Here is a 20,932-nt window from a genome sequence, read left to right on the forward strand (position 1 = left end):
AAGGCAGGCTGTAGGACAATCCCCACGACAGCGTAGCGCAGGCTTGGGTATAATGCCCCCCTGTTTCTACCAAGAAGGACTCCAAATGGGCTTTCTGCAAGGCAAAAAAATTCTGATTACCGGCATGATCTCCAACCGCTCCATCGCTTATGGCATCGCACAAGCCTGCCATCGCGAAGGTGCCGAGCTGGCGTTCACCTATGTGGTGGACAAGCTGGAAGATCGTGTACGTGAAATGGCCAAGGATTTTGGCAGCGAACTGGTGTTCCGCTGCGATGTACAAAGCGACGATGAAATCAACCAGCTGTTTGTCGACCTGGGCAAACAGTGGGACGGCCTGGACGGCCTGGTACACGCCATTGCCTTCGCCCCGCGCGAATCGCTGGAAGGGGACTTCCTGGACGCACTGAGCCGCGAAGCATTCCAGACCGCACACGATGTGTCGTCCTACAGCTTCCCGGCACTGGCCAAGGCGGCCCGCCCGATGATGCAAGGCCGTAACGGTGCCCTGCTGACCCTGTCCTACCTGGGCGCGGTACGTGCCATCCCCAACTACAATGTGATGGGTCTGGCCAAGGCCAGCCTGGAAGCATCGGTACGCTTCATGGCTGCCAGCCTGGGCAAGGACGGCATCCGTGTGAACGGCCTGTCCGCCGGTCCGATCAAGACCCTGGCTGCCGCTGGCATTTCCGGCTTCTCCAAGCTGCTGTCCATTGCTGCCGGCCAATCCTGTCTGCGCCGCAATGTGACCACCGAAGAAGTGGGCAACACCGCTGCCTTCCTGCTGTCGGACCTGTCCTCCGGCATCACCGGCGAAATCACCTATGTGGACGCCGGCTTCAGCATCAACTCGATGAACGTGCCGGACGCTTAAGGCATAATTGCGCATGAAAAAATGGCAGCCTCGCAAGCGATGGCTGCCATTTTTTTGGTATCCACATCCGGTCTGTGCATTACAGACTCATGCCAATTCAGATAGTCAGACACCTCACGCGCAGTTGAAGCCGTGCGAATTGCGCAAAACGACATAAAGCAATGTTCCAGCCATGATGCTCAGCAGTGCCGAGCGCCAGCGTAGCTGCAGCAAGATCGCCAGGCCGATGGCCCCCCCTTCCTGCCATAAGCCCGCAGGGTTGTTGCTAGCGTTGCCATGCACGCTATGCAATACCAGCAAGGTCATGATGGCCGGTGGTAGGAAACGACCTAGTTGCGCAACCATCGACAAGCGTTTCAGTAGCGGAGCAGCCAGGAACGGCAGCGCACGCAGCAGGATGGTGACCGCTGCCATGCCAAGGATGGCGGTAACGGCGTAGAAGGTGTTGATCATGGCGTCACCTTGCTTGGTTGTTGGCGTGCGCTGGCGATGCCGACCAGCAGGCTCAAGCCCATGGACAGCAGCAATGCCTGCGCAGGGACAACCAGCAGAGCCAGTGCGTAGGCCACCACCGCCGTGATAATGGGAAGTACACGCTGGGAAGCCCGCCACTGCTCCACCGCCAGCACAGCGAACAGCGCCGCCAGACTAAAGTCGATACCCACCAGCGTAGTGCTGGCCCGTACACCGACAGCAGCACCGATCAACGCCCCCAGCACCCACCAGGCATGGTTCAGCATGGCCACCCCCACCATCTGCCGTGAGCTGGCATTCTTAGGGAGGGTAGTGATCACCGAGTAGTTCTCGTCAGTGAGCACCCAGACCAAATAGGCCCGTGCAAGACGGGAAACCGGCAATTTATCCAACAGTGACAAACCGTAAAACACATGTCGTATGTTAACGATGGCCGTGGTCAGCACGATGCCTTCTACAGGTGCCCCCAGGCCAAGCAAGGGAATAGCCATGAACTGCGCAGCACCTGCAAACACTAGCAGGCTGGCCAGCGGCGGTACCCACCAGACCGCGCCAGCCTGAACCAGCAAAAAGCCAAACACCATGCCCAGCGGCACATAGCCCATCGCCACCGGTATCGACAACGCCATGATGGACGGTGCGCGAACAGCTGCCGCGTTCACGGTGCCTCCGCGTCTTCTGCCAACATCCGCGCCTTGTAGAGAGAAAATTTCTTGGTCACCGCCTCTATCTCCCGTTTTTCCCCAAACAAGCCAACCGCGACTATCTCAGCCGTTTGTGCGGTCAAGGCCTCGGTATGGGCAATCTGCTCTGCCGCAGAAGCCCCTAGCATGCTGGTAGTAAACATATTGCATACAAGAGAGGGGATCTCGCGGGTTCTAAGCAGCAGATTGAACAACTGGGTAGAACTCTTGGCCTCAAGCACGATGACCGGATAAGCAGAAATCATGCTGGTCACTCCGATTGCCGGAACGGGATAAGGCAAGACTGCTGACTTGTAACCTAGCCTGCTTCCCAGGCCAATACAGAGGTGGGCACAAGCATTGAATAGGACGGCGGGGTCGTGCCTGCGATTCAGAACAATGATGAACTTGTCTGATGTGACTTCGTAGTGCATGGCTAGCTCCAAAGACAAAAGGATTGAGACCTCAGGTGGGCGAATCCGACGAAACTGATGGGACAGATGACGGCACAGAACCTTGATTATTGAGCGCCGGAGCGGCCGCCATCGACGTGAAAACGTGATTCAGCATCTGTGATAGTCCCCAACATTCACGCTGACCCATGCCCTGATCATTCCCGGCATCAATTGCCTGTTGGCGAGCAAAAATCGCAAGTGGCCATTGCGCAGGACGGTGACCAACCAAACCACACAGATGGTGCCAATCGTGCGCTGGCAAGTCGCCAACGAGTACCGATAAACGAAGAGGAATATGCAGCAGCAAGGTACGTAGCCACCAAGCTATCCAGGTGACAAAAGTCCCATTCTCAGGTAGTGGCTCTCCGCAAAAGCGGCCAATGCACCGCTGAGCATAGCTCTCATCTTTCGTAGGCCCTTCTTCGCTCACCAACCAAACGTGTTCCGTCAGAAATTGCAGTAACGCGCTAGCTTGATATCCCCAAACCATCGGCAACCAGATTGCCAATGCCACATTACTAATACCAAGTTGACTGGGCAAAACCCAAACCAACATCACCAGCCACAAAACAGACAACAGTCGCCAGAAAAACCTACGTGCCAGCAAGTTCGAACGCAGCCGTGCCGCAAGGAAATAGACATGATAAACAGGGGAAACTAATACCCAAGCAAGAACCAAGTACAGCTGACGTATAGTACGACCTGGTCTCAAGCCGAAGCGATAAAGCAATGCTGCGTCTGCATCGCGTAATGTTGTGAAGATCGTCCGCTTATGGTGTTCGAAATGCTCCCGCTTATACTCTGCCATATCCTGAACAAAAGTAATTGTTACCAAAACATTACCAATAAACTGATTTAGCTTTTGGCGATTACGAATAAAGGCCCCATGAGCACAGTAGTGAATATATACAACCTGAATCTTACGTAGCGCACCAGTCACAATCATGGCAAATATTGGAGTCAGCCAGAAACCAGCCCAACTCACACTGACACCTTTTTCTAACAGCAGCAAATGGATTAAAACTGCGACCATCAGTAGCGACAGTGTACAGATCATCATTAGCAAAGGATGGGGCCGCAACAAAGGCTGCTCTCCAGATAATGGTTTTCCACTTAGCCATGTCCAGACAGGCTGAGACCATAGAGGAAAGCGGAGATAAGACTCGCGCGCACCTAATTTTTTGTCATCAACTTTCAACTTCATATCTTCCTGCATTTCACCATCTCCAATATCATTCCAACACAACCTTCCAACATTAACCAAGCAATACATCTCAGCTATCGTAAACTACTGAAAAACATATTCTCCATTATTAATTAACAACAAACATTCAAAGCAAACAGCCATTAGCAAACACAACACTACTCAAACACTCCCAAAGGCAATGCCCTCACTAAAAAACAGCCCAACAGAATACACTGCAATCACAATAAACAAACTGGCAAAACTAACTACCGACGCATAACAATCAACTTAAGATATCAACAAAACATCAAGATATTTCTTAACAATTAATCATAAAATTCGCAACAACTACCCATACTTTCCAAAAAATTTATCAAAAATATCAACAAGGTACATTACCGCATTATCATTTACACCTACTATCAATATAAAATTATTGTAGAGATACAGACTAAAACTGCGTATCGCAAAGAAAAATAGCAAATAAAGCTTGCTACAACTCCACCATACGGTGGATGGTTGCCTGCCCAAGCCCACTGCACACTGCGCCCACATCCACCTTCATCAGGAGCGCAGCATGAGCAATCAACCCGTTTTCATCCCGGTCGGTGATCTGGCCGATGGTTTTGCCCCGGACAGCCACATCCTGCCTTTCAGCCCGCTGCTGCAGGGCCGTCAGCTGCAACTGCATTTTGCCGATGGCAGCCGTGCCCGCTTGCTAGTGAATGCCGCAGACTGCCAGCTGACAGCATTGACCGACGGGGAGGGGTCAGGCTTCAGCGGCCAGGGCCGCTACCGCGCCAGCAGCCTGCGTCCCGATATCGTGTTGCTGGATTTCCTGCCGGAAGGGCAGCACGGGCATTCACTCAGCCTGGTACTGGATCTGGCACATGGCCTGTTCACTGCCGTGGCCGGTGTCCTGCCACAGGCGGAGGATGTCACCCGTTCCGCCTTCAGCCGTGTATTGGCCGGTGAGGCGCTGACCGCCGTGGACTGCCGCTTTGCCCATGGCTGCATCGACCAGCCGGTGACAGCACACAGCACGCTGCACCACAGCACCGACGAGTTGATCGGCCTGCGCAACCAGTACCGCTACAGCCCCACCGAATGCTACGAACACATTTATCTGAACAGCCACTTCTATACCTGGCAGTGCCTGCAAGGGGTGGAGCAAGGGCTGGCCGATGTGGACCGCTGCCATTACTTCAAGCTGGCAGAGCAGCTTTATCTGTTTGTGTGGCGGGAAAAGATTGTCCCCACGCTGGGCGTGGTGCTGATCGACCTGCAACAGCTGAAAACCGATGGCAAGATCTTCGGCTACCAGGGCAACGACTTTAGCGCGCTGTCCAACTTCCCGGTGGGTGCCATCACACAGATTCTCAACCACACCAGCCACGCGCTGTAAGCCGGAGAAAGCGCCCATGCTGAACCTGGATTTTGCCGGCAAAGTGGTCTTGGTGACCGGCGGCGCACAAGGCATAGGTGCCGCCATCAGCCAGCTGTTTGCCCGCCACGCGGCTACGGTGGTGGTGGCGGATATGCAGGGAGAAACGGCCCAGTCCACGGCCGCCAGCTTGCGGGCACAGGGCTTGAGGGCCAGCGCCTGCCAGTGCGATCTGGCCGAGCCGGAACAGGCCACCGCACTGGTCGCGCAGGTGCTGGCACAATATGGCCGGCTGGATGTGCTGATCCACAATGCAGCCTATTTCCCGCTCACTGCATTTGCCGACATCACCCCGCCCCTGCTGCAACGAACGCTGGCGGTGAATCTGCAGGCGCTGTTCTGGCTGAGTCAGGCCGCCCTGCCCGCCATGCGCGCACAAGGTGGTGGGCGCATGCTGGTGACTTCCTCGGTAACCGGCCCGCGGGTTGCCTATCCGGGGCTGGCGCACTATGCCGCCTCCAAGGCAGGGGTCAATGGCTTCATCCGCGCCGCGGCACTGGAACTGGCAAGCGATGGCATCACCGTCAACGGCGTGGAACCGGGCATGATCCGCACCCCTGCCATGGATAATCTGGGCGATGACAAGCTGAATGCCTCCATCGCCCGTAACATCCCGCTGGGGCGACTGGGGGAGCCGGGAGATATTGCCGCCGCCATGCTGTTTCTCGCTTCGGATGCGGCGGCCTACATCACCGGCCAGACCATCATCGTGGACGGCGGTGCCACCTTGCCGGAAAGCACGGCGGCGCTGCACTGAAACGATTCGTAGCGCCGCATTCGTAGCGCCGCAAACGACAACACCGCCATCTGGCGGTGTTGTCGTTTGCATACAATTGCAACTGCACTCAGGACAGTGCGTTGAAAGCCAGGGTAGGCACATCGACAATGCTGGAGCCGCCATCGGCCACAATGGCGGCCCCGGTGATGATGCTGGCCTGCTCCGACAGCAGGAAGCGACAGATGCCGGCGATTTCCTCCGCCGCGGCAGCCCGGCGCAAGGGAACATCCGCCGTCACCCGGGCATAGGCCTGATCCAGGCTGTCGCCATACTGTTGCATCAACGGCTGCATTTCCTCATCCGCCATCGGCGTTTTCACCCAACCGGGACACACCGCGTTCACCCTTACCCCATGCGGCCCATAATCACGCGCCAGCGAGCGGGTGAGGCCGATCAGCGCATGCTTGGCGGTGGTATAGCCACACACCTCCGGCCCGGCGGCCAGTGAGGCAATCGAAGCCAGCAGCACCATGGCACCCCGGCTGGCCATCAAATCCGGCAGGCATGCCCGTGCGGCAACAAAAGCGGTATCCAGATTGGCACGCATGGCGGCATGCCACGCGGCATCATCCGTTTGCAGCGCGCTGCCCATGCCCAGCCCACCGGCACAACACAGCAAGCCAGTCACCGTGCCAAAGCGTTGGTGGATTTGCGCCAGCCAGCCAGGCCAAAGCGTACTGTCTGCCGCGTCACCAGCCAGGGCCAGCGCACCGTATTGCGCGGCCAATTGCTGCACAGGCGCGGCACGACGGCCAATCAACACCAATTGCACGCCATCGGTGGCCAGCAATGCAGCGCAGGCTGCGCCTATGCCACTGCCGGCACCGGTAATCACCACGGTTTTGGCTTGTGCTGCCATCTGCTTTCCTTTCAGAAATAAGAACGGGAAGCCACAGTGTAGGCAGGCCAGCCATCTTCACCCATCCACCAGATGGAGGAGCCGCGTCTGCATGTGACACACATTGTTCCGGGCAAATGGCAGATGGCGACTTGGGAAGGAGCGGGCAGAATGTTAAGATATTAATCACATTGATCCGCCAGCCCGAGACGCATGCCAACTTCCAGCGCACAACACCAGCACCGCCTGCCGCAGCACCTGCTGCGCGCCCGTGAAGCCGTGATGGCTTACTTTCGCCCCTTGCTCAACAGTGTGGGCCTGACCGAACAGCAATGGCGCATTCTGCGCCTGCTGGATGACCGCGGCGAAATGGAAGCCGGGGTGATTGCCGACCTGGCCTGCATCCTGTCGCCCAGCCTTACCGGCATTCTGGTGCGCATGGAAAAGGCCGGCCTGATTCACCGCAGCCGCGACAAGGTGGATAGCCGCCGCCTGATCGTGTCCTTGTCCAGGGAAGGCCGTCGCTTGACCCGTGAAGTCGCGCCGCTGTCCAATGCCTGCTACCGGCAGATAGAAGCGCATTTTGGCGAGGAAAAGCTGGAGCTGCTGATCAGCCTGCTGAACGAACTGGAGCAACTGCCAGCCCCCGTGGCGCTGACCGAGGACAAGCCGCAGCCGACCTAAGCGGACCTCTGAAATAAGAGACGGAAAGCAACAGGCCCCGGTGTAATGCCGGGGCCTGTTGTGTATTGTTTTACCGCGTAAAAATCAGCCCGCACTGGCCACCACTCGCCGCACCGCCGCCATTACCGCTAGCAAGGCCAGCTTTTGCGTGGTCAACAAGCGGATATAGCGGCGAAAAGGCGGGAAGCTGCCCACCACTTCACTGGCGGCAAAGTGTTCTATTTCCAGCCGCCAGCCCTGCTCATCCGCAATCAGTTCACAACGCTTGAAATCCAGCGGCATCAGCGCGGTGTGCAAGTCGCGGTCCTGCTGCAACAAGGCCATCAGGGCCGCCAGCGCTGCGCCATCCCCATCGCGGCGCAGACAGGCAAAGCCGCTGCGCTGCCAGTTGCCGCGGTGCTGCAGCGCCAGCCGGGACGGACGGGATGGCACAGCACCAGGCAGCGTCAGCACAAAGCAGCAACTGACGGTATGCAACAGGAACTGGCTTTCCACCCGCTCCTCCACCCGGAAAAACCAGTCTGGAGCAGGCAAGCGGTAAGCCGGACAGCCCTCTTCCACGCCGACGACCTCCAGCCCGTTCAGGTCTTGCGCCAGCCTCGCCAGGGTTGCCCCCGGCCGGTAAGCCCGTGGCAGGCGCGGCTGCCACAGCCGCTCAAGCACCAGAGGCAACACGCTTGAGCTCCTCGTCGATCAGCGAAGCATGGCCGCCCACCTTGCCGAACTCTTCGGCCAGGATGTCTTCAATGGCCACGGCGCGGAAAGGGTTCACCTTCTGGACAAATACGGTCCACACCAGTGCATACAGCGCAGTCAGACCCAGCATGATGCCAAAGGGCAGATAGATGTCTCGCGGATGCATGCCCGGCGGGGTGATGTACCAGATGGCAATCAGGATGCCCACCGAAGACACGATCTGCGGCAGCGGGAACCACGGCGAGCGATAGGCCCGCGGGAAATCCGGCCGGGTGAAGCGCAGCCGGACAATGGCCAGATTCACCAGCAGATATGCCACACCCCAGGCGCATACCGCCGCCAGCACCAGCGGCATGATGCGGTCCAGATCCCCCTGGATGAACCAGGCATGGACGCAGGGAATGACCACCGCCACCAGAATGCCGACCAGCGGCGTTTTGAAGCGCGGATGCAGATAGGTAAAGGCCTTGGGCAATGCCCCATCCACCGCCATGCCGTACAGGATGCGCGGCAGCGCGGCAATCAGGGTATTGATGGTGGCCGCACCGGCAAACAGTAGGCCGACACCCAGCCAGATCTTGCCGAACGGGCCCATCACCTGGTCGGCAAAGGCCGGAATGGCCATCGGCGTATCCAGCAAATGCGGGCCGGCGGGATTTTTCGGGTCCATTGCCACATTGGCCACCTGATGCACCATGGCCGCACCGTACAGCGCCATGGTCACGGCCACGCCGGTCAGGCCCAGCCTGGCAGCACGCGGAATGTTGCGACCGGCGTTTTTCAGCTCCGGTGCCAGCGGGGTCACCAGCTCGAAACCGACAAACATGAACATGGCCATGCCGATCAGGCTGAGCACGCCACTGGCGTCGCTCAGGTCCAGCGGGCTGCCGAACCAGCCTTGCAGCGACACGGCCGGGGCCTTGATGAGGCCGATGATGCCGAACACGGTAAGCGTGGCCCACATCACGAAGGTCAGCACGATTTCGGCCTTGCCGAAAATGGTAACCCCCAGGGCATTGAGGATGCCGAACAGCACCACCAGCCCTACCCCTACCATCCAGGAAGTACCGCTGTGCTCCATCATGGTGTTGAGGTGTTCAAAGTTCACCAGCGCCATGATGCCGGACAGGATGGTTTCCGCCGTACCGGCAAACACATGCACCAGCAGATAAGCCGAAATGGTGCCGGTAATCGCCCAGAAGCGTCCCAGCCCGCAGGATATGTAATCGTAGACGGCACCGGACGTCGGCATCATCGAGGCCGCTTCGGCAAAGGTGGTGGCCTGCGCCTGCATCATGATGAAGGCAATCAGCATGGCCAGGGCAAAGGTGCTGCCCGCCATGCCAAAACCGCTGGTAACGGTAAGGATGACCGGGCTGGCCATCACCACGCCGACCGAACTGGCCAGCGCCACCGGAAAACCCACCACCCCTTGCTGCAGGTGCAGGGTCAGTTTCTTCTCTATCGACATGCTGTTTTCCTCCTGAAGACTCGCTAACCATGGCAGGGAGGCACTGCAGCAGGCTTGGCTACCTGTCTGTGGCGCATCAGTACACCTTCCCCATCATGCTGATAACCGGGCGCGCTTCTTTTTATGGCTTTTCCCGGACGAAACCGTCACTGCCGCAACTGCTGTACGGCCTGTTGCCGGACAAACAGGGCATGCGCCAGCGCGGTACGACTACTCACATCAAACTTGCGAAACAGGTGCAATAAATGGGTTTTGACCGTGGCGAGACCCATGTTCAGCTCGCGGGCAATGGTCTTGTTGCAGGCACCGGTAGACAACAGCATGGCCACCGCCTGCTCGCGCTCGGTCAGCACGATGGCGGGGGCCGGGCAAGGCTGGCTCAGCATGCTGTCCAGCGCCATGTCCAGCAGGCCATGCAAGCCATGCAGCACACGCAGCTCGTCGTCGGCAAAGGCGGGCATCCGCCCTTGCCGCAACAGCGAAAAACCGGCCACCACCCGCCCTTGCCGCCGCAGCAGGATTTCCGCGACATCCACCAGCCTGTTGCTGGCCAGAAACGGCGCATAGCGCGATGTGGCACGTTGCGCGGCCGGCAAGGCGCTGCCCAGCGTCACCACATCCAGCGGCTGGCGCGCCAGCCTGGCCGGATGCAGCGGGTCGTGCCCCATGTAACGCGCAACATAGCGCTGATGCACCTCCTGCGGCATGTGACGCAAGACGAAATCATGCGGCTGCTGCTGCCGGTCCACCCGGTAAAAGGCAGTGGCGCTGTGCGGCAACACATCCTGCAGCACGTCCAGACAGCGTTGCAACGGTTTTGCCACCGGTGCGTCAGCAAGCAGATGGTTCATGGTGTTGTCCTGGCAATGGGCGGGAGCAGACACCAGGCCGGCTCCCGCCCCGTCACGTGGTTCAGGCAGCCTCGAAACCGGCAGCCAGCGCACTGACAATGGCATCGCATTCTGCCTGACCGATGACCAGCGGCGGCGACAGGATGATCTTGGTGCCCACCGGGCGTACCAGCACGCCGTTTTCACGCGCGATTTCGGCAACCTTGTTGGCATAGCCGCCCATCGGATCGATAGGCTCGCGGCTGTGTTTGTCCTGCACCAGATCCAGCGCAATCATCAGGCCCTTGCCACGCACCTCACCGACGGCGGCGTATTTCTCGGCAAACGGTTTGAGCCTGGCCAGCAGGTATTCCCCCTGGGCGGCGGCCTGGGCCGGCAGGTTTTCCTCGCGCACGATCTTGAGGTTGGCAATGGCCGCCGCGCAGGCAACCGGGTGACCGGCATAGGTGTAGCCGTGCATGATGACGCCGCCGAAATCCTGGTTCTTGGCAAAGGCATCGGCCACGCGCTGGTTCACCACGGTGGCACCCAGCGGCACATAGCCGGAGGAAATGCCCTTGGCCAGGCACATGATGTCCGGCTTCACGCCCCACAGACGGCTGCCGAACATGGAGCCGGAACGGCCAAAACCGGTGACGATTTCATCGGCAATCAGAAATACGCCGTACTTGTCGCACACCGCGCGGATCAGCGGCCAGTAGCTGGCGGGCGGCACGATGACACCACCGGCACCCTGGATGGGTTCGGCAATGAAGGCGGCCACGGTGTCCGGGCTCTGGAACAGGATTTCCCGCTCCAGCATCTGCGCGCAGATTTGTGCCAGTTCTTCCGGATCTTCGGTAAACGGGTTGCGGTACAGCCACGGTGTTTCCACATGGAAGCAGCCGGGCAGCAGCGGTTCGTAGCTGCGACGGAACACGGTATTGCCATTGACCGAAGCACCGCCGAAATGCACACCGTGGTAACCCTGCTTGAGCGAGATGAACTTGGTGCGGTCCGGCTGGCCGCTGACACGCCAGTACTGGCGGGCCAGCTTGAGCGCGGTTTCCACCGCGTCGGAACCACCGGAACTGAAGCTGACCCGCGCCATGTCTTCCTGCTTCAGCATGTCGATGAGGGTGGCGGACAATTCCTCGGCCCGCGGGTGGGAGATGCCATCAAACAGCTGGAAGTATTCCAGTTCGTCCAGTTGCTCCACGATGGCCTGCTTGATTTCCGGGCGGTTGTGGCCGACGTTGACGTTCCACAAACCGGCGACGCCATCCACCAGCTTGTGGCCCTGGTCGTCGAACACATGACAGCCATCGCCACGCACGATGCGGATGGGCTGGCGCTGCTTCATTTCATTGGGGTGCAGCATGGGGTGCCAGAAACGGGACTTGTCGTAAGACATGGGTTACTCCTTTTGCAGACAAATGTGCGACCGATGGCGGCCAGCAAACCTCGTTAAGTACCTGAGTCAAGCCGCGCCGCCGCAGACAGTACAAGGCGTACGGCAAGGCGGCGCGACACGGGATCGGGTGACTTGTCAGTCACTCAGTGCGCGATGCAGACCGACTTGGTCTCGGTAAAGTTTTCCACCGCACCGCGACCAAACTCGCGGCCGATGCCGGACTGCTTGAAACCGCCAAACGGCAGGCTGGGGTCCAGCGGGATATGACTGTTGACCCACACCGTGCCGGCCTCGATGCGCGGCACCAGGTTCATGGCGGCGGACAGGTCGTTGGTCCACAAGCTGGCGGCCAGGCCATAGCGCGAGTCGTTGGCCATGGCGATGGCCTCGTCGGGATGGTCGAAGGGCAGCGCCACCAGCACTGGGCCGAATACTTCCTCGCGCACGATGGTGCTGTGCTGGGCCGCATTGACAATGATGGTGGGCTTGACGAAGTAACCGGGCAGATCGGCCGCGCCGCCACCGGCCAGAATGCTGGCGCCTTCGCTGCGGGCGGTGTCGATCAGCCGGCACACCGACTGCTGCTGGCGTGCCGACACCAGCGGATTGACCTGGGCGTTCAGGTCCAGCCCGCTGCCCAGCGTCATGCTGTTGGCGGCAGCGGCCAGCCCTTCGACGACCTGGTTGAACTTGCTGCGCTGGATATACAGGCGGGAAGCGGCGGCACAAACCTGGCCCTGATTGAGGAAGCCGCCCATCAGCGCGCCCTGGATGGCCTTGTCCACATCCACATCACCCAGCATGATCATCGGGTTCTTGCCGCCCAGCTCCAGCGAGAAGCGGGTCATGTTGTCGATGGCGGTATGGCCGATGGTCTTGCCGATTTCGGTGGAGCCGGTGAACGACACCTTGCTCACCAGCGGGTGGCCGGCCAGGGCCTGGCCGGCGCGAGCGCCACGGCCGGTCAGCACATTCACCACGCCGGGTGGAATGCCGGCTTCCAGTGCCAGCTCACCCAGGCGCAGCGCAGTCAGCGGGGTTTCGGTGGAAGGCTTGAGCACCACGGTACAACCGGCGGCCAGGGCCGGCACCATCTTCCAGATGGCAATCATCAGCGGGAAATTCCACGGCACGATGCCAGCCACCACCCCCACCGGCTCGCGACGGGTATAGGCGGTGTAACGGGTGCCGGGCGGTACCGGAATCGACACGTCCATGGTTTCGCCACCCAGCTTGGTGGCCCAACCGGCCATGTAGCGGACAAACTCGATGGACGCGCCCACTTCGATGGCACGCGAAATATGGATGGACTTGCCCTGATTCAGCGTTTCCAGCTGGGCCAGCTCTTCGGCGTGCGCTTCCAGCACATCGGCCAGCTTCAGCAAGATGCGTTCGCGTTCGGCCGGACGCAGACCGGACCACACCCCGGCGGTGAAGGCCCGGTGTGCACTTTGCACCACCACATCCACATCCTGTTCGTTGCCATCGGCCACGCTGGCAATCACCTGTCCTGTTGCCGGATTACGCACTTCGGTACGTTGGCCGGACTGGGCAGCCACCGTCTTGCCGTCCACCAGCAAGCCATGCTCGCGCAGCAGGAAAGCATTCACCGGCTCCAGTACCACTACCCGATTGTGATCCATTCTTCTCCACTCCTTGCAGGGCGGTCTTGCCCGCAGGCAGGCCGCCTGATTTGCCTTGTCGCCATCAGTCGCTGACAAGCAGCAACAGCAGCAACGCGATTTGTTGCAGATCAATATACGCGTCAGTTTTTGGCGGCCTGATCCCAAATCGGCAAATCCTGCATGGCCTGCCCGGCAGGACAGCACAGCGCAAAACAGGCTGAACCCGGACCCCGTTGTTGCAATGAAGAAACAGCAGCCAACACGGCAGGAGGATTGCCGGACAAGGCTGTGGCAAGCCTTGCCCGACAAGGGTGACAGACAAATAGATAATATATTAAGTATTCTTTGCAGCGCATCGGCAAATGACCCAATATAGTCAGGACTTGGCCAGTACAAGACAGCATGTCCAAAACGGACATGCCACCAACTTGCCCAAGCAGACAAGATGGCCCGCAGAGGTCGGGCGACCGCCCATGCTGTCGCATCAGATTGACATCTACAACGTCAGAAACAGCAGGTGAGCGGCCACAGGCTGCCACCGGAGAACTGCATCAGGAGGTCCACCATGCTGGCTGAAGTTCGCCATTTCGATGACGCCCAATGTCATGCCGCACACTTGCCCGGCTGGCAGCAGGTATACGACCAGATCAGTGGCGGGCGCTTTTACAGCTCGCTTTCCCGCCTGAATACCGGCCATCTGGAAGTGTTCCGCGAAGCCTTCAACCAGCGCGTGGTGCAATATGGCCGCGCCCCCGCCGACATGGTGCACTTCGCCATCCCCATCCACGCCCCGCTGCCGCTCACCCTGCAAGGCCGCGCAGTTGGCTGTCATGCCATTACCGCCTTGCGCAGCAATGAAGAATTCATCATGCATGCGCCTGCCGAAGTGGACTCCATCCAGCTGTCGGTACGCAATGAAGACCTGGCCGCACTGGCACCGGAGTTTTACCAGCAGCTGAACAGCAAACGCCAATGGCAGCCGATAATCCAGATTCCGCCCGAACAACTGGCCCACACCCGCCAGTTATTGCTAAGCGTGTTCGATCAGGCAGTGGAAAACCCGGACCTGATGCGCTTTGCCGGCAGCCAGAAGCTGGTGCAACACCAGTTGATCAGCCTGCTGCTGGACCTGCTGCACGGCAGCGTGCCGGAGCGCGCCATCAACCTCACCCACGCCACTCACTGTGACATCGTGCGGCGCAGCCAGGCCATCGTGCTGGCCAGCAGCGACGAGCCGGTGACGGTGCTGGACCTGTGCCAGCAGCTGCGCATCAGCCGGCGCACCCTGCAAAACAGCTTTCAGCTGATTGCCGGCACCACGCCGGTGGATTACCTGCGCTCCATCCGGCTCAATGCGGTGCGGCGCATGCTGCTGTCAGCAGAACATGCCGGGCTTGGCGTGCGCGATGCCGCCGGGCACTGGGGCTTTTACCACCTGGGACATTTTGCCCGCGATTACCGCAAGCTGTTTTGCGAGCTGCCATCGGAAACCCGCCAGCGCAGCCTGCTGCAATAAAACCCGCTGACAAAACCCCCGCTCCCGCCCCGACTCTCCAAGAGCTTTTGTCAGCCGCGCCAGGCTGCCGGTGCTGCCTCATCCCGCATGCTGCTGGCGGTAGGCACTGGGCTTGCTGCCGGTTTCACGCAGGAAGAAGCGGGAAAAATACGCCGGGTCCTTGAAGCCAAGGTGATAGGCAATTTCGTTTACCGACCCGGCGGAATACATCAACAAGCGCTTGGCTTCCTGCAACAGCCGGTCATGCACCAGTCGCTTGGACGGCAAATCCGCCATGCGCCGGCAAATATCATTCAGCCGCGACTCGGTCACCCCCATTTCCTCGCCATAGCGCCACAGCGGCCAGTGCTCGCGAAAATGCGCTTCGATCAAGGCATTGAAACGATGGAAAATCTGCAAGTCCTCGCGGCGGCATTGCCGGCTGTGCTCGCCCTGCGCACTCAGGCGCAAGGCAGTCACCAGTACCAGCTGCACCAGGCCGTGCAGCGCGGCCTCGCGCCCCACTGCGTCATGGCCATACTCCTCGGCCAGCAAGGCCAGTAGCTGCGGCAGGTGCTGCGCGGCCTCCCCGTCGGCCAGCTCGACACAGAAGGGCTGCATCAGCCCTGCCTCGCGCTGGGTCAGCGGCAGTGTGTGCAATAACTGGCGTGCCAGTTCCTGCCGCACGGTCAGCACATAGCCTTCGGCATCGGCCTCGGTGATGAAAGCATGCGGCACCGTGGGCGGGGTAAAGAAAAACAACGGTGCCTGCGCCACATAGTGCTGCTCTTCCAGATACAGGCGAATCTGCCCGCTGGCCAGATAATGCAGCTGGAAAAAGCGGTCGTGCCGGTGCACCGGCATATTGCGGCCAAAGAATTCCGCCAGTTTGCCAAAGGATTCAACATTGATATCCGACTCGCCATAGCGGCTGTCATACACCTTGCCGATGTCGATATTGGGAATCGGGGTACGGTTTTCCTGCTTCATGGCCGCTCCGTCGTAGCCTGTGCGCAAAATGCCACAGGCCTGTTGATTTCCATCTTTTGTACAGTAAGCATTTTCAGCGTGCAAGCAGTCAGCCAGCACCACCTTGCCAGACAGCTTGATTTACCGTCACTACAGCAAAATCCCATGCATTAACCAAGCAAGGCACACCCGTGACAAACCCATGAAAAGTACAATTCATTCCTTAGAAAATGCTGCAAGGCACGTGGCATAGTAGCTGTCATCCGCTGTTGCAGCACATGAAGCGCGTTGACAAAGGCGGAAGCAGGCCCGTATAAAGTTAACATATTAAATAAATGGCCAGCACCGCTGTCCACCACCACAACAAGGAAGAGACCGATGAAGCAAGGCCGCATCGTGCTGAACCAGCAAGCCCGCCAGGTGACCGCGCTGGCTGACGGCAAACTGCTGCTGGACAACGGCAATCCACTGGCAGACTCCCCGCAATGGCTGGCTCCCGCCAGCGGCACCGTGTATGGCGTGGCGCTGAACCACCGCAGCCTGCTGGAACAGCTGGAAGCCGACTTCCAGCAGCCGCCCTACCAGAAAGCCCCGGCCACGCCGGTGCTGTTCATCAAACCGCGCAATACCCACGCCGGCCACGGCAGCACCATTGCCCTGCCGATCCAGGCCGGCAAGGTGTTTGCCGGTGGTGCGCTGGGCGTGGTGATTGGCAAGGTGGCCAGCAAAGTGGCAGTCGAACAGGCACTGGCTGTCGTGGCTGGCTACACCGTGGTGAATGAAATCAGCCTGGAAGAGACCAGCTTCTACCGCCCGGCCGTCAAGGCCAAGTGCCGCGACGGTTTCTGCCCGATGGGCCCGTGGCTGGTGGATGCTGCCGCCATCGACCCGCTGAACGTGGAAATCCGCAGCTATCTGAACGGCGAGCTGGCCGAAACCAATCACAGCCGCGACTGGTTGCGCTCCGTGCCGCAGCTGATTGCCGCCCTCAGCCAGTTCATGACCTTGCAGCCGGGCGACGTGATCATCCCCTCCACCCCGCTGCGCCAGCTGGAAATCTGCCCCGGCGACACCGTGGCCGTGGAAATCGACGGCATTGGCCGCCTGGAAAACCACCTGATCGCCGAGGAGAGCGCCCAATGAAACACGCCCGCATCCGCCTGCCCGGTGAGGCAGAGATCCACGCAGTTCTGGTGAATGACGACCACTCGGTACAACTGGCTGATGGCCGCCGCTTTGCCGAAGAGGCGGTCGAATGGCTGCCGCCGGCTGAAGGCACGGTATTCGCGCTGGGGCTGAATTATGCCGACCACGCCGCCGAACTGGCCTTCAAGGCCCCGACCGAGCCATTGGTGTTCCTCAAGTCACCGGCCACGCTCACCGGCCACCGGCAGGTATCGGTACGCCCGGACAACATCGCCTACATGCACTACGAGTGCGAGCTGGTGGTGATTATCGGCAAGACCGCCAAGAACGTCAGCCGCGAACAAGCGATGGACTACGTGGCCGGCTACAGCGTGTGCAATGACTACGCAGTACGTGACTACCTGGAAAACTACTACCGGCCCAATCTGCGGGTGAAAAACCGTGACACCCTCACCCCGATCGGCCCGTGGTGGGTGGACCGTGACGACGTGGCCAAGCCAGCCAGCCTCACCCTGCGTACCTGGGTGAATGGCGAGCTGCGCCAGCAGGGCAACACCAGCGACATGGTGTTCGATATTCCTTATCTCATCGAATACCTCAGCAGCTTCATGACCCTGTCCCCCGGCGACATGATCGCCACCGGCACGCCGGAAGGGCTGGCCGATGTGCTGCCCGGCGATGAGGTGATTGTCGAGGTGGAAGGGGTGGGTCGCCTGGTCAACCACATTGTCAGCGAGGCGCAGTACGCCGACAGGCTGCTGACAAAGTGATTTGATGAGATTGCACTGGCCCCGGCAAAGCCGGGCCTTTCAACAAACTGATTGATTCCGCAGCCTTTCCATCTATTCCCAATCCCCCCGCCCTTGCCCTGCAAGGGAGCCTCGCTTTCTGCTTAGAAAGCGAGAGGGGGTTGTCAATAATCGGCTGAATGATTACCCGGCGCAGCCCGGTAGACGGCGCGCCTGCACAGGAGAACACAAGATGATCAAGCACTGGATCAACGGCCGCGAGGTCGAGAGCAAGGAAGTCTTTGAAACCGTCAACCCGGCCACCGGCGAAGTGATTACCGAAGTCGCCTCCGGCGGTGCCGACGAAATCAACGCTGCCGTGGCCGCCGCCAAGGAAGCCTTTCCCAAGTGGGCTGGCACCCCGGCCAAGGAACGCGCCAGGGTCATGCGCCGTCTGGGCGAGCTGATCGACCAGAACGTGCCCATGCTGGCCGAGCTGGAAACACTGGACACCGGCCTGCCCATCCATCAGACCAAGAACGTGCTGATTCCGCGTGCCTCGCACAACTTCGATTTCTTCGCCGAAGTGTGTACCCGCATGAACGGCCACAGCTATCCGGTGGACGACAGCATGCTCAATTACACGCTGTACCAGCCGGTGGGCGTGTGCGGCCTGGTATCACCGTGGAATGTGCCCTTCATGACTGCCACCTGGAAAACCGCGCCCTGCCTGGCGCTGGGCAATACTGCCGTGCTGAAGATGTCCGAGCTGTCCCCGCTCACCGCCAATGAGCTGGGTCGGCTGGCGCTGGAAGCCGGTGTGCCGCCCGGCGTGTTCAATGTGGTGCAGGGCTATGGTGCCACCGCAGGGGATGCGCTGGTGCGCCATCCGGATGTCCGCGCCGTGTCGTTTACCGGCGGCACCGCCACCGGCAAGCGCATCATGCAGAATGCCGGGCTGAAGAAGTTTTCCATGGAGCTGGGCGGCAAGTCGCCAGTGCTGATTTTTGCCGATGCCGATCTGGACCGCGCACTGGATGCCGCGCTGTTCACCATCTTCTCGCTCAATGGCGAACGCTGTACCGCAGGCAGCCGCATCTTCATCCAGCGTCCGGTATACGACAAGTTTGTCGAAGAATTTGCCGCGCGCGCCAAGCGCCTGATCGTCGGCGACCCGCAAGACCCGAAAACCCAGGTCGGCTCCATGATCACCCCGCAGCACTACGACAAGGTGACCGGCTATATCCGTATCGGCATGGAAGAAGGCGCCCGGCTGGTGGCCGGTGGTCTGGAACGCCCGGCCGGCCTGCCCGCCCATCTGGCGCGTGGCAACTTCATCCAGCCCACGGTGTTTGCCGATGTGGACAACCGCATGCGCATTGCGCAGGAAGAAATCTTCGGCCCGGTGGTATGCCTGATGCCGTTTGACGACGAGGCCGATGCGCTGCGCCTGGCCAACGATGTGGAATACGGCCTGGCGTCCTATATCTGGACCCAGGACATCGGCAAGGCCCACCGTCTGGCCCGTGGCATCGAGGCTGGCATGGTGTTCATCAACAGCCAGAACGTGCGTGACCTGCGCCAGCCCTTTGGTGGCGTGAAGGCCTCCGGCACCGGGCGCGAAGGCGGTGAATACAGCTTCGAGGTGTTTGCCGAAATCAAGAACGTCTGCATCTCGATGGGTAGCCACCATATTCCGCGCTGGGGCCTGTAAGCGCAGTGCCGCTGCGCTGTTGTTAGCAGCTGAAAAACAACAGATGGTCAGGGCGCCACAGAACGCCCGGCCTCTTGGCTGTGGCACACATCAATGCCCACCGCCCTCACGACTACAAAGGAGACAATCCATGGGACAACTCGCCCTGGCGGCCAAGATCACGCATGTGCCGTCGATGTATCTATCTGAACAACCCGGCCAGCATCAGGGCTGCCGTCAGGCCGCCATCGACGGCCACAAGGAAATCGGCCGTCGCTGCCGCGAACTGGGTGTGGACACCATCGTGGTGTTCGATACCCACTGGCTGGTGAATTCCGGCTACCACATCAACTGTGCGCCGGCGTTTGAAGGTGTCTACACCTCCAACGAGCTGCCGCACTTCATCAAGAACCTGCCCTACGCCTACCCGGGCAATCCGGCACTGGGCCAGTTGCTGGCCGATGCCGCCACGCAAGCCGGGGTACATACCCGCGCACACGATGCCACCACGCTGGCACTGGAGTACGGCACGCTGGTACCGATGCGCTACATGAACCCGGACCAGCATTTCAAGGTGGTATCGGTGTCCGCCATGTGCACGGTGCACAACCTGGCCGACAGCGCGCGGCTGGGCATGGCCATGCGTCAGGCGGTGGAAGAACAGTACGACGGCAAGGTGGCGTTTCTGGCCAGCGGTTCGCTGTCGCACCGCTTTGCCCAGAACGGCGTGGCCGAGCAATACCTGCACAAGGTGTGGAGCCCCTTCCTCGAAACCTTCGACCACGAAGTGGTGGCCATGTGGCAGCGCGGCGACTGGAAAACCTTCTGCGCCATGCTGCCGGAGTATGCGGAAAAGTGTCATGGCGAAGGCTTCATGCACGACACCGCCATGCTGCTGGGTGCGCTGGGCTGGGACGAATACCAGGGCAAGGCCGAGGTGATCACCCCTTACTTTGGCAGCTCCGGCACCGGCCAGATCAACGTGGTGCTGCCTGTCTGATTGCCTGCCTTTCTTGGCCAGCCCGCTACGGAGGGGGCTGGCGGTATTCCCCGGAGGATTCCATGCCGCATTTCATCGTCGAATGCACCGACAATATCCGCAAGCAGGCCGACCTGCCCGGCCTGTTCGAAAAAGCCCATGCCTACCTGATTGGCACCGGCCTCTACCCGGTGGCGGGCATCCGCAGCCGCGCCATCTGGCTGGACACCTGGCGCATGGCCGATGGCGAGGCCGACTACGCCTTTGTCCACATGAGCCTGAAAATCGGCCATGGCCGCACTTTTGAAGAACGCGAACGCACAGCCGAGGGCCTGTTTGCCTTGATCAAGCAACACTTTGCCCCGCTGTTTGATGCCCGCTATCTGGCCCTCACTTTTGAGCTGAGTGAGCTGGACGCCAGACTCAGCTACAAGCACAACAACGTCCATCAGCGCTTCAGATAAACCACC

General features: G+C 60.1%; 21 protein-coding genes. 10 read left to right on the forward strand and 11 right to left on the reverse strand.

Going from position 1 to position 20,932, the window contains the following annotated elements; translation table 11 throughout:
* Positions 1-85: 85 nt before the first annotated feature.
* Entirely contained in the window at positions 86-874 is a 789-nt protein-coding gene (gene fabI / locus QVF59_RS19990) for an enoyl-ACP reductase FabI (protein ID WP_045847060.1), read from the forward strand.
* A gap of 114 nt (positions 875-988) precedes the next feature.
* Here fabI and QVF59_RS19995 read toward each other — a convergent pair whose 3' ends face one another.
* Genes QVF59_RS19995 through QVF59_RS20010 form a run of 4 tightly spaced genes read right to left on the reverse strand, consistent with a single transcriptional unit; the run spans position 989 to position 3,702 of the window.
* Entirely contained in the window at positions 989-1,327 is a 339-nt protein-coding gene (locus tag QVF59_RS19995; RefSeq protein WP_287882228.1) for a branched-chain amino acid transporter permease, read from the reverse strand.
* On the reverse strand, positions 1,324-2,010 hold the full coding sequence (locus tag QVF59_RS20000) for an AzlC family ABC transporter permease (RefSeq protein ID WP_287882230.1): 687 nt from the start codon (positions 2,008-2,010) through the stop codon (positions 1,324-1,326). The genes QVF59_RS19995 and QVF59_RS20000 overlap by 4 nt, the downstream gene beginning before the upstream one ends.
* The gene (locus tag QVF59_RS20005; RefSeq protein WP_287882232.1) at positions 2,007-2,465 is read right to left on the reverse strand and encodes a DUF2000 family protein; all 459 of its coding nucleotides are present in this window, start codon (positions 2,463-2,465) and stop codon (positions 2,007-2,009) included. Before QVF59_RS20005 ends, QVF59_RS20000 begins: the two co-directional genes overlap by 4 nt.
* A 31-nt stretch (positions 2,466-2,496) precedes the next feature.
* Positions 2,497-3,702, reverse strand: a complete 1,206-nt coding sequence (locus QVF59_RS20010; RefSeq protein WP_287882234.1) for a fatty acid desaturase — start codon at positions 3,700-3,702, stop codon at positions 2,497-2,499.
* A 547-nt stretch (positions 3,703-4,249) separates the two neighbouring features.
* On the opposite strand from QVF59_RS20010, the gene QVF59_RS20015 reads away from it, so the two are divergent.
* Together QVF59_RS20015 and QVF59_RS20020 are read left to right on the forward strand one after the other, a co-directional pair.
* The gene (locus QVF59_RS20015) at positions 4,250-5,077 is read left to right on the forward strand and encodes a MoaF C-terminal domain-containing protein (protein WP_287882235.1); all 828 of its coding nucleotides are present in this window, start codon (positions 4,250-4,252) and stop codon (positions 5,075-5,077) included.
* 16 nt (positions 5,078-5,093) lie between these two features.
* Entirely contained in the window at positions 5,094-5,873 is a 780-nt protein-coding gene (locus tag QVF59_RS20020; RefSeq protein WP_287882237.1) for an SDR family oxidoreductase, read from the forward strand.
* A gap of 88 nt (positions 5,874-5,961) precedes the next feature.
* On the opposite strand, the gene QVF59_RS20025 is transcribed toward QVF59_RS20020, so the two are convergent.
* Entirely contained in the window at positions 5,962-6,753 is a 792-nt protein-coding gene (locus tag QVF59_RS20025) for an SDR family NAD(P)-dependent oxidoreductase (protein WP_287882238.1), read from the reverse strand.
* 192 nt (positions 6,754-6,945) lie between these two features.
* On the opposite strand from QVF59_RS20025, the gene hpaR reads away from it, so the two are divergent.
* Positions 6,946-7,416 carry a homoprotocatechuate degradation operon regulator HpaR gene (gene hpaR, locus QVF59_RS20030; protein WP_287882240.1) on the forward strand — a complete coding sequence of 157 codons (471 nt, stop codon included), beginning with the start codon at positions 6,946-6,948 and terminating at the stop codon, positions 7,414-7,416.
* 84 nt (positions 7,417-7,500) lie between these two features.
* On the opposite strand, the gene QVF59_RS20035 is transcribed toward hpaR, so the two are convergent.
* The 5 genes from QVF59_RS20035 to QVF59_RS20055 all read right to left on the reverse strand — a co-directional run bounded on the left by QVF59_RS20035 (position 7,501) and on the right by QVF59_RS20055 (position 13,470).
* On the reverse strand, positions 7,501-8,091 hold the full coding sequence (locus tag QVF59_RS20035) for a DUF3156 family protein (protein WP_287882242.1): 591 nt from the start codon (positions 8,089-8,091) through the stop codon (positions 7,501-7,503).
* Complete coding sequence (locus QVF59_RS20040) at positions 8,072-9,583, reverse strand: APC family permease (RefSeq protein ID WP_287882244.1); 1,512 nt, start codon at positions 9,581-9,583, stop codon at positions 8,072-8,074. The genes QVF59_RS20035 and QVF59_RS20040 overlap by 20 nt, the downstream gene beginning before the upstream one ends.
* A 146-nt stretch (positions 9,584-9,729) precedes the next feature.
* Entirely contained in the window at positions 9,730-10,434 is a 705-nt protein-coding gene (locus tag QVF59_RS20045; protein WP_287882246.1) for a helix-turn-helix transcriptional regulator, read from the reverse strand.
* 61 nt (positions 10,435-10,495) lie between these two features.
* Positions 10,496-11,827 carry an aspartate aminotransferase family protein gene (locus QVF59_RS20050; RefSeq protein ID WP_287882247.1) on the reverse strand — a complete coding sequence of 444 codons (1,332 nt, stop codon included), beginning with the start codon at positions 11,825-11,827 and terminating at the stop codon, positions 10,496-10,498.
* Positions 11,828-11,970: 143 nt separating this feature from the next.
* Positions 11,971-13,470 carry an aldehyde dehydrogenase family protein gene (locus QVF59_RS20055; protein WP_287882249.1) on the reverse strand — a complete coding sequence of 500 codons (1,500 nt, stop codon included), beginning with the start codon at positions 13,468-13,470 and terminating at the stop codon, positions 11,971-11,973.
* 547 nt (positions 13,471-14,017) lie between these two features.
* Here QVF59_RS20055 and QVF59_RS20060 point away from each other — a divergent pair.
* Positions 14,018-14,968, forward strand: coding sequence for a helix-turn-helix domain-containing protein (locus tag QVF59_RS20060; protein ID WP_287882251.1), 951 nt, complete (start codon positions 14,018-14,020; stop codon positions 14,966-14,968).
* A gap of 78 nt (positions 14,969-15,046) precedes the next feature.
* On the opposite strand, the gene hpaA is transcribed toward QVF59_RS20060, so the two are convergent.
* Positions 15,047-15,937 (reverse strand): 4-hydroxyphenylacetate catabolism regulatory protein HpaA, encoded by an 891-nt coding sequence (gene hpaA, locus QVF59_RS20065; protein WP_287882253.1) that lies wholly within the window; start codon positions 15,935-15,937, stop codon positions 15,047-15,049.
* Positions 15,938-16,294: 357 nt separating this feature from the next.
* Between hpaA and QVF59_RS20070 the strand changes: the two genes are divergently transcribed.
* From QVF59_RS20070 to QVF59_RS20090, 5 genes are all read left to right on the forward strand, one after another.
* Positions 16,295-17,059: a fumarylacetoacetate hydrolase family protein gene (locus QVF59_RS20070; protein WP_287882254.1), complete on the forward strand. Its 765-nt coding sequence runs from the start codon at positions 16,295-16,297 to the stop codon at positions 17,057-17,059.
* A complete protein-coding gene (locus QVF59_RS20075; protein WP_287882256.1) occupies positions 17,056-17,832 on the forward strand; it encodes a fumarylacetoacetate hydrolase family protein in 777 nt (258 codons plus the stop codon). The genes QVF59_RS20070 and QVF59_RS20075 overlap by 4 nt, the downstream gene beginning before the upstream one ends.
* A gap of 211 nt (positions 17,833-18,043) precedes the next feature.
* Complete coding sequence (gene hpaE, locus QVF59_RS20080; RefSeq protein ID WP_287882257.1) at positions 18,044-19,504, forward strand: 5-carboxymethyl-2-hydroxymuconate semialdehyde dehydrogenase; 1,461 nt, start codon at positions 18,044-18,046, stop codon at positions 19,502-19,504.
* A 130-nt stretch (positions 19,505-19,634) separates the two neighbouring features.
* A complete protein-coding gene (hpaD, locus tag QVF59_RS20085; protein ID WP_287882258.1) occupies positions 19,635-20,483 on the forward strand; it encodes a 3,4-dihydroxyphenylacetate 2,3-dioxygenase in 849 nt (282 codons plus the stop codon).
* A gap of 62 nt (positions 20,484-20,545) precedes the next feature.
* Entirely contained in the window at positions 20,546-20,926 is a 381-nt protein-coding gene (locus tag QVF59_RS20090; protein ID WP_287882260.1) for a 5-carboxymethyl-2-hydroxymuconate Delta-isomerase, read from the forward strand.
* The last annotated feature ends 6 nt before the right edge of the window (positions 20,927-20,932 follow it).

The sequence above is a fragment of the Aquitalea sp. genome, from assembly GCF_030150775.1.
GTDB classification, from domain to species: Bacteria; Pseudomonadota; Gammaproteobacteria; order Burkholderiales; family Chromobacteriaceae; genus Aquitalea; species Aquitalea denitrificans.

What these genes read in the sequence shown, in the direction of transcription:
- QVF59_RS20010 (WP_287882234.1), bottom strand. Translation starts at nt 3,702, where the DNA reads ATGCAGGAAGATATGAAGTTGAAAGTTGATGACAAAAAATTAGGTGCG.
- QVF59_RS20060 (WP_287882251.1), top strand. Translation starts at nt 14,018, where the DNA reads ATGCTGGCTGAAGTTCGCCATTTCGATGACGCCCAATGTCATGCCGCA.
- QVF59_RS20050 (WP_287882247.1), bottom strand. Translation starts at nt 11,827, where the DNA reads ATGTCTTACGACAAGTCCCGTTTCTGGCACCCCATGCTGCACCCCAAT.
- QVF59_RS20090 (WP_287882260.1), top strand. Translation starts at nt 20,546, where the DNA reads ATGCCGCATTTCATCGTCGAATGCACCGACAATATCCGCAAGCAGGCC.
- hpaD (WP_287882258.1), top strand. Translation starts at nt 19,635, where the DNA reads ATGGGACAACTCGCCCTGGCGGCCAAGATCACGCATGTGCCGTCGATG.
- QVF59_RS20055 (WP_287882249.1), bottom strand. Translation starts at nt 13,470, where the DNA reads ATGGATCACAATCGGGTAGTGGTACTGGAGCCGGTGAATGCTTTCCTG.
- fabI (WP_045847060.1), top strand. Translation starts at nt 86, where the DNA reads ATGGGCTTTCTGCAAGGCAAAAAAATTCTGATTACCGGCATGATCTCC.
- QVF59_RS20020 (WP_287882237.1), top strand. Translation starts at nt 5,094, where the DNA reads ATGCTGAACCTGGATTTTGCCGGCAAAGTGGTCTTGGTGACCGGCGGC.
- QVF59_RS20045 (WP_287882246.1), bottom strand. Translation starts at nt 10,434, where the DNA reads ATGAACCATCTGCTTGCTGACGCACCGGTGGCAAAACCGTTGCAACGC.
- QVF59_RS20015 (WP_287882235.1), top strand. Translation starts at nt 4,250, where the DNA reads ATGAGCAATCAACCCGTTTTCATCCCGGTCGGTGATCTGGCCGATGGT.
- QVF59_RS19995 (WP_287882228.1), bottom strand. Translation starts at nt 1,327, where the DNA reads ATGATCAACACCTTCTACGCCGTTACCGCCATCCTTGGCATGGCAGCG.
- QVF59_RS20070 (WP_287882254.1), top strand. Translation starts at nt 16,295, where the DNA reads ATGAAGCAAGGCCGCATCGTGCTGAACCAGCAAGCCCGCCAGGTGACC.
- QVF59_RS20075 (WP_287882256.1), top strand. Translation starts at nt 17,056, where the DNA reads ATGAAACACGCCCGCATCCGCCTGCCCGGTGAGGCAGAGATCCACGCA.
- hpaE (WP_287882257.1), top strand. Translation starts at nt 18,044, where the DNA reads ATGATCAAGCACTGGATCAACGGCCGCGAGGTCGAGAGCAAGGAAGTC.
- QVF59_RS20040 (WP_287882244.1), bottom strand. Translation starts at nt 9,583, where the DNA reads ATGTCGATAGAGAAGAAACTGACCCTGCACCTGCAGCAAGGGGTGGTG.
- hpaA (WP_287882253.1), bottom strand. Translation starts at nt 15,937, where the DNA reads ATGAAGCAGGAAAACCGTACCCCGATTCCCAATATCGACATCGGCAAG.
- hpaR (WP_287882240.1), top strand. Translation starts at nt 6,946, where the DNA reads ATGCCAACTTCCAGCGCACAACACCAGCACCGCCTGCCGCAGCACCTG.
- QVF59_RS20005 (WP_287882232.1), bottom strand. Translation starts at nt 2,465, where the DNA reads ATGCACTACGAAGTCACATCAGACAAGTTCATCATTGTTCTGAATCGC.
- QVF59_RS20025 (WP_287882238.1), bottom strand. Translation starts at nt 6,753, where the DNA reads ATGGCAGCACAAGCCAAAACCGTGGTGATTACCGGTGCCGGCAGTGGC.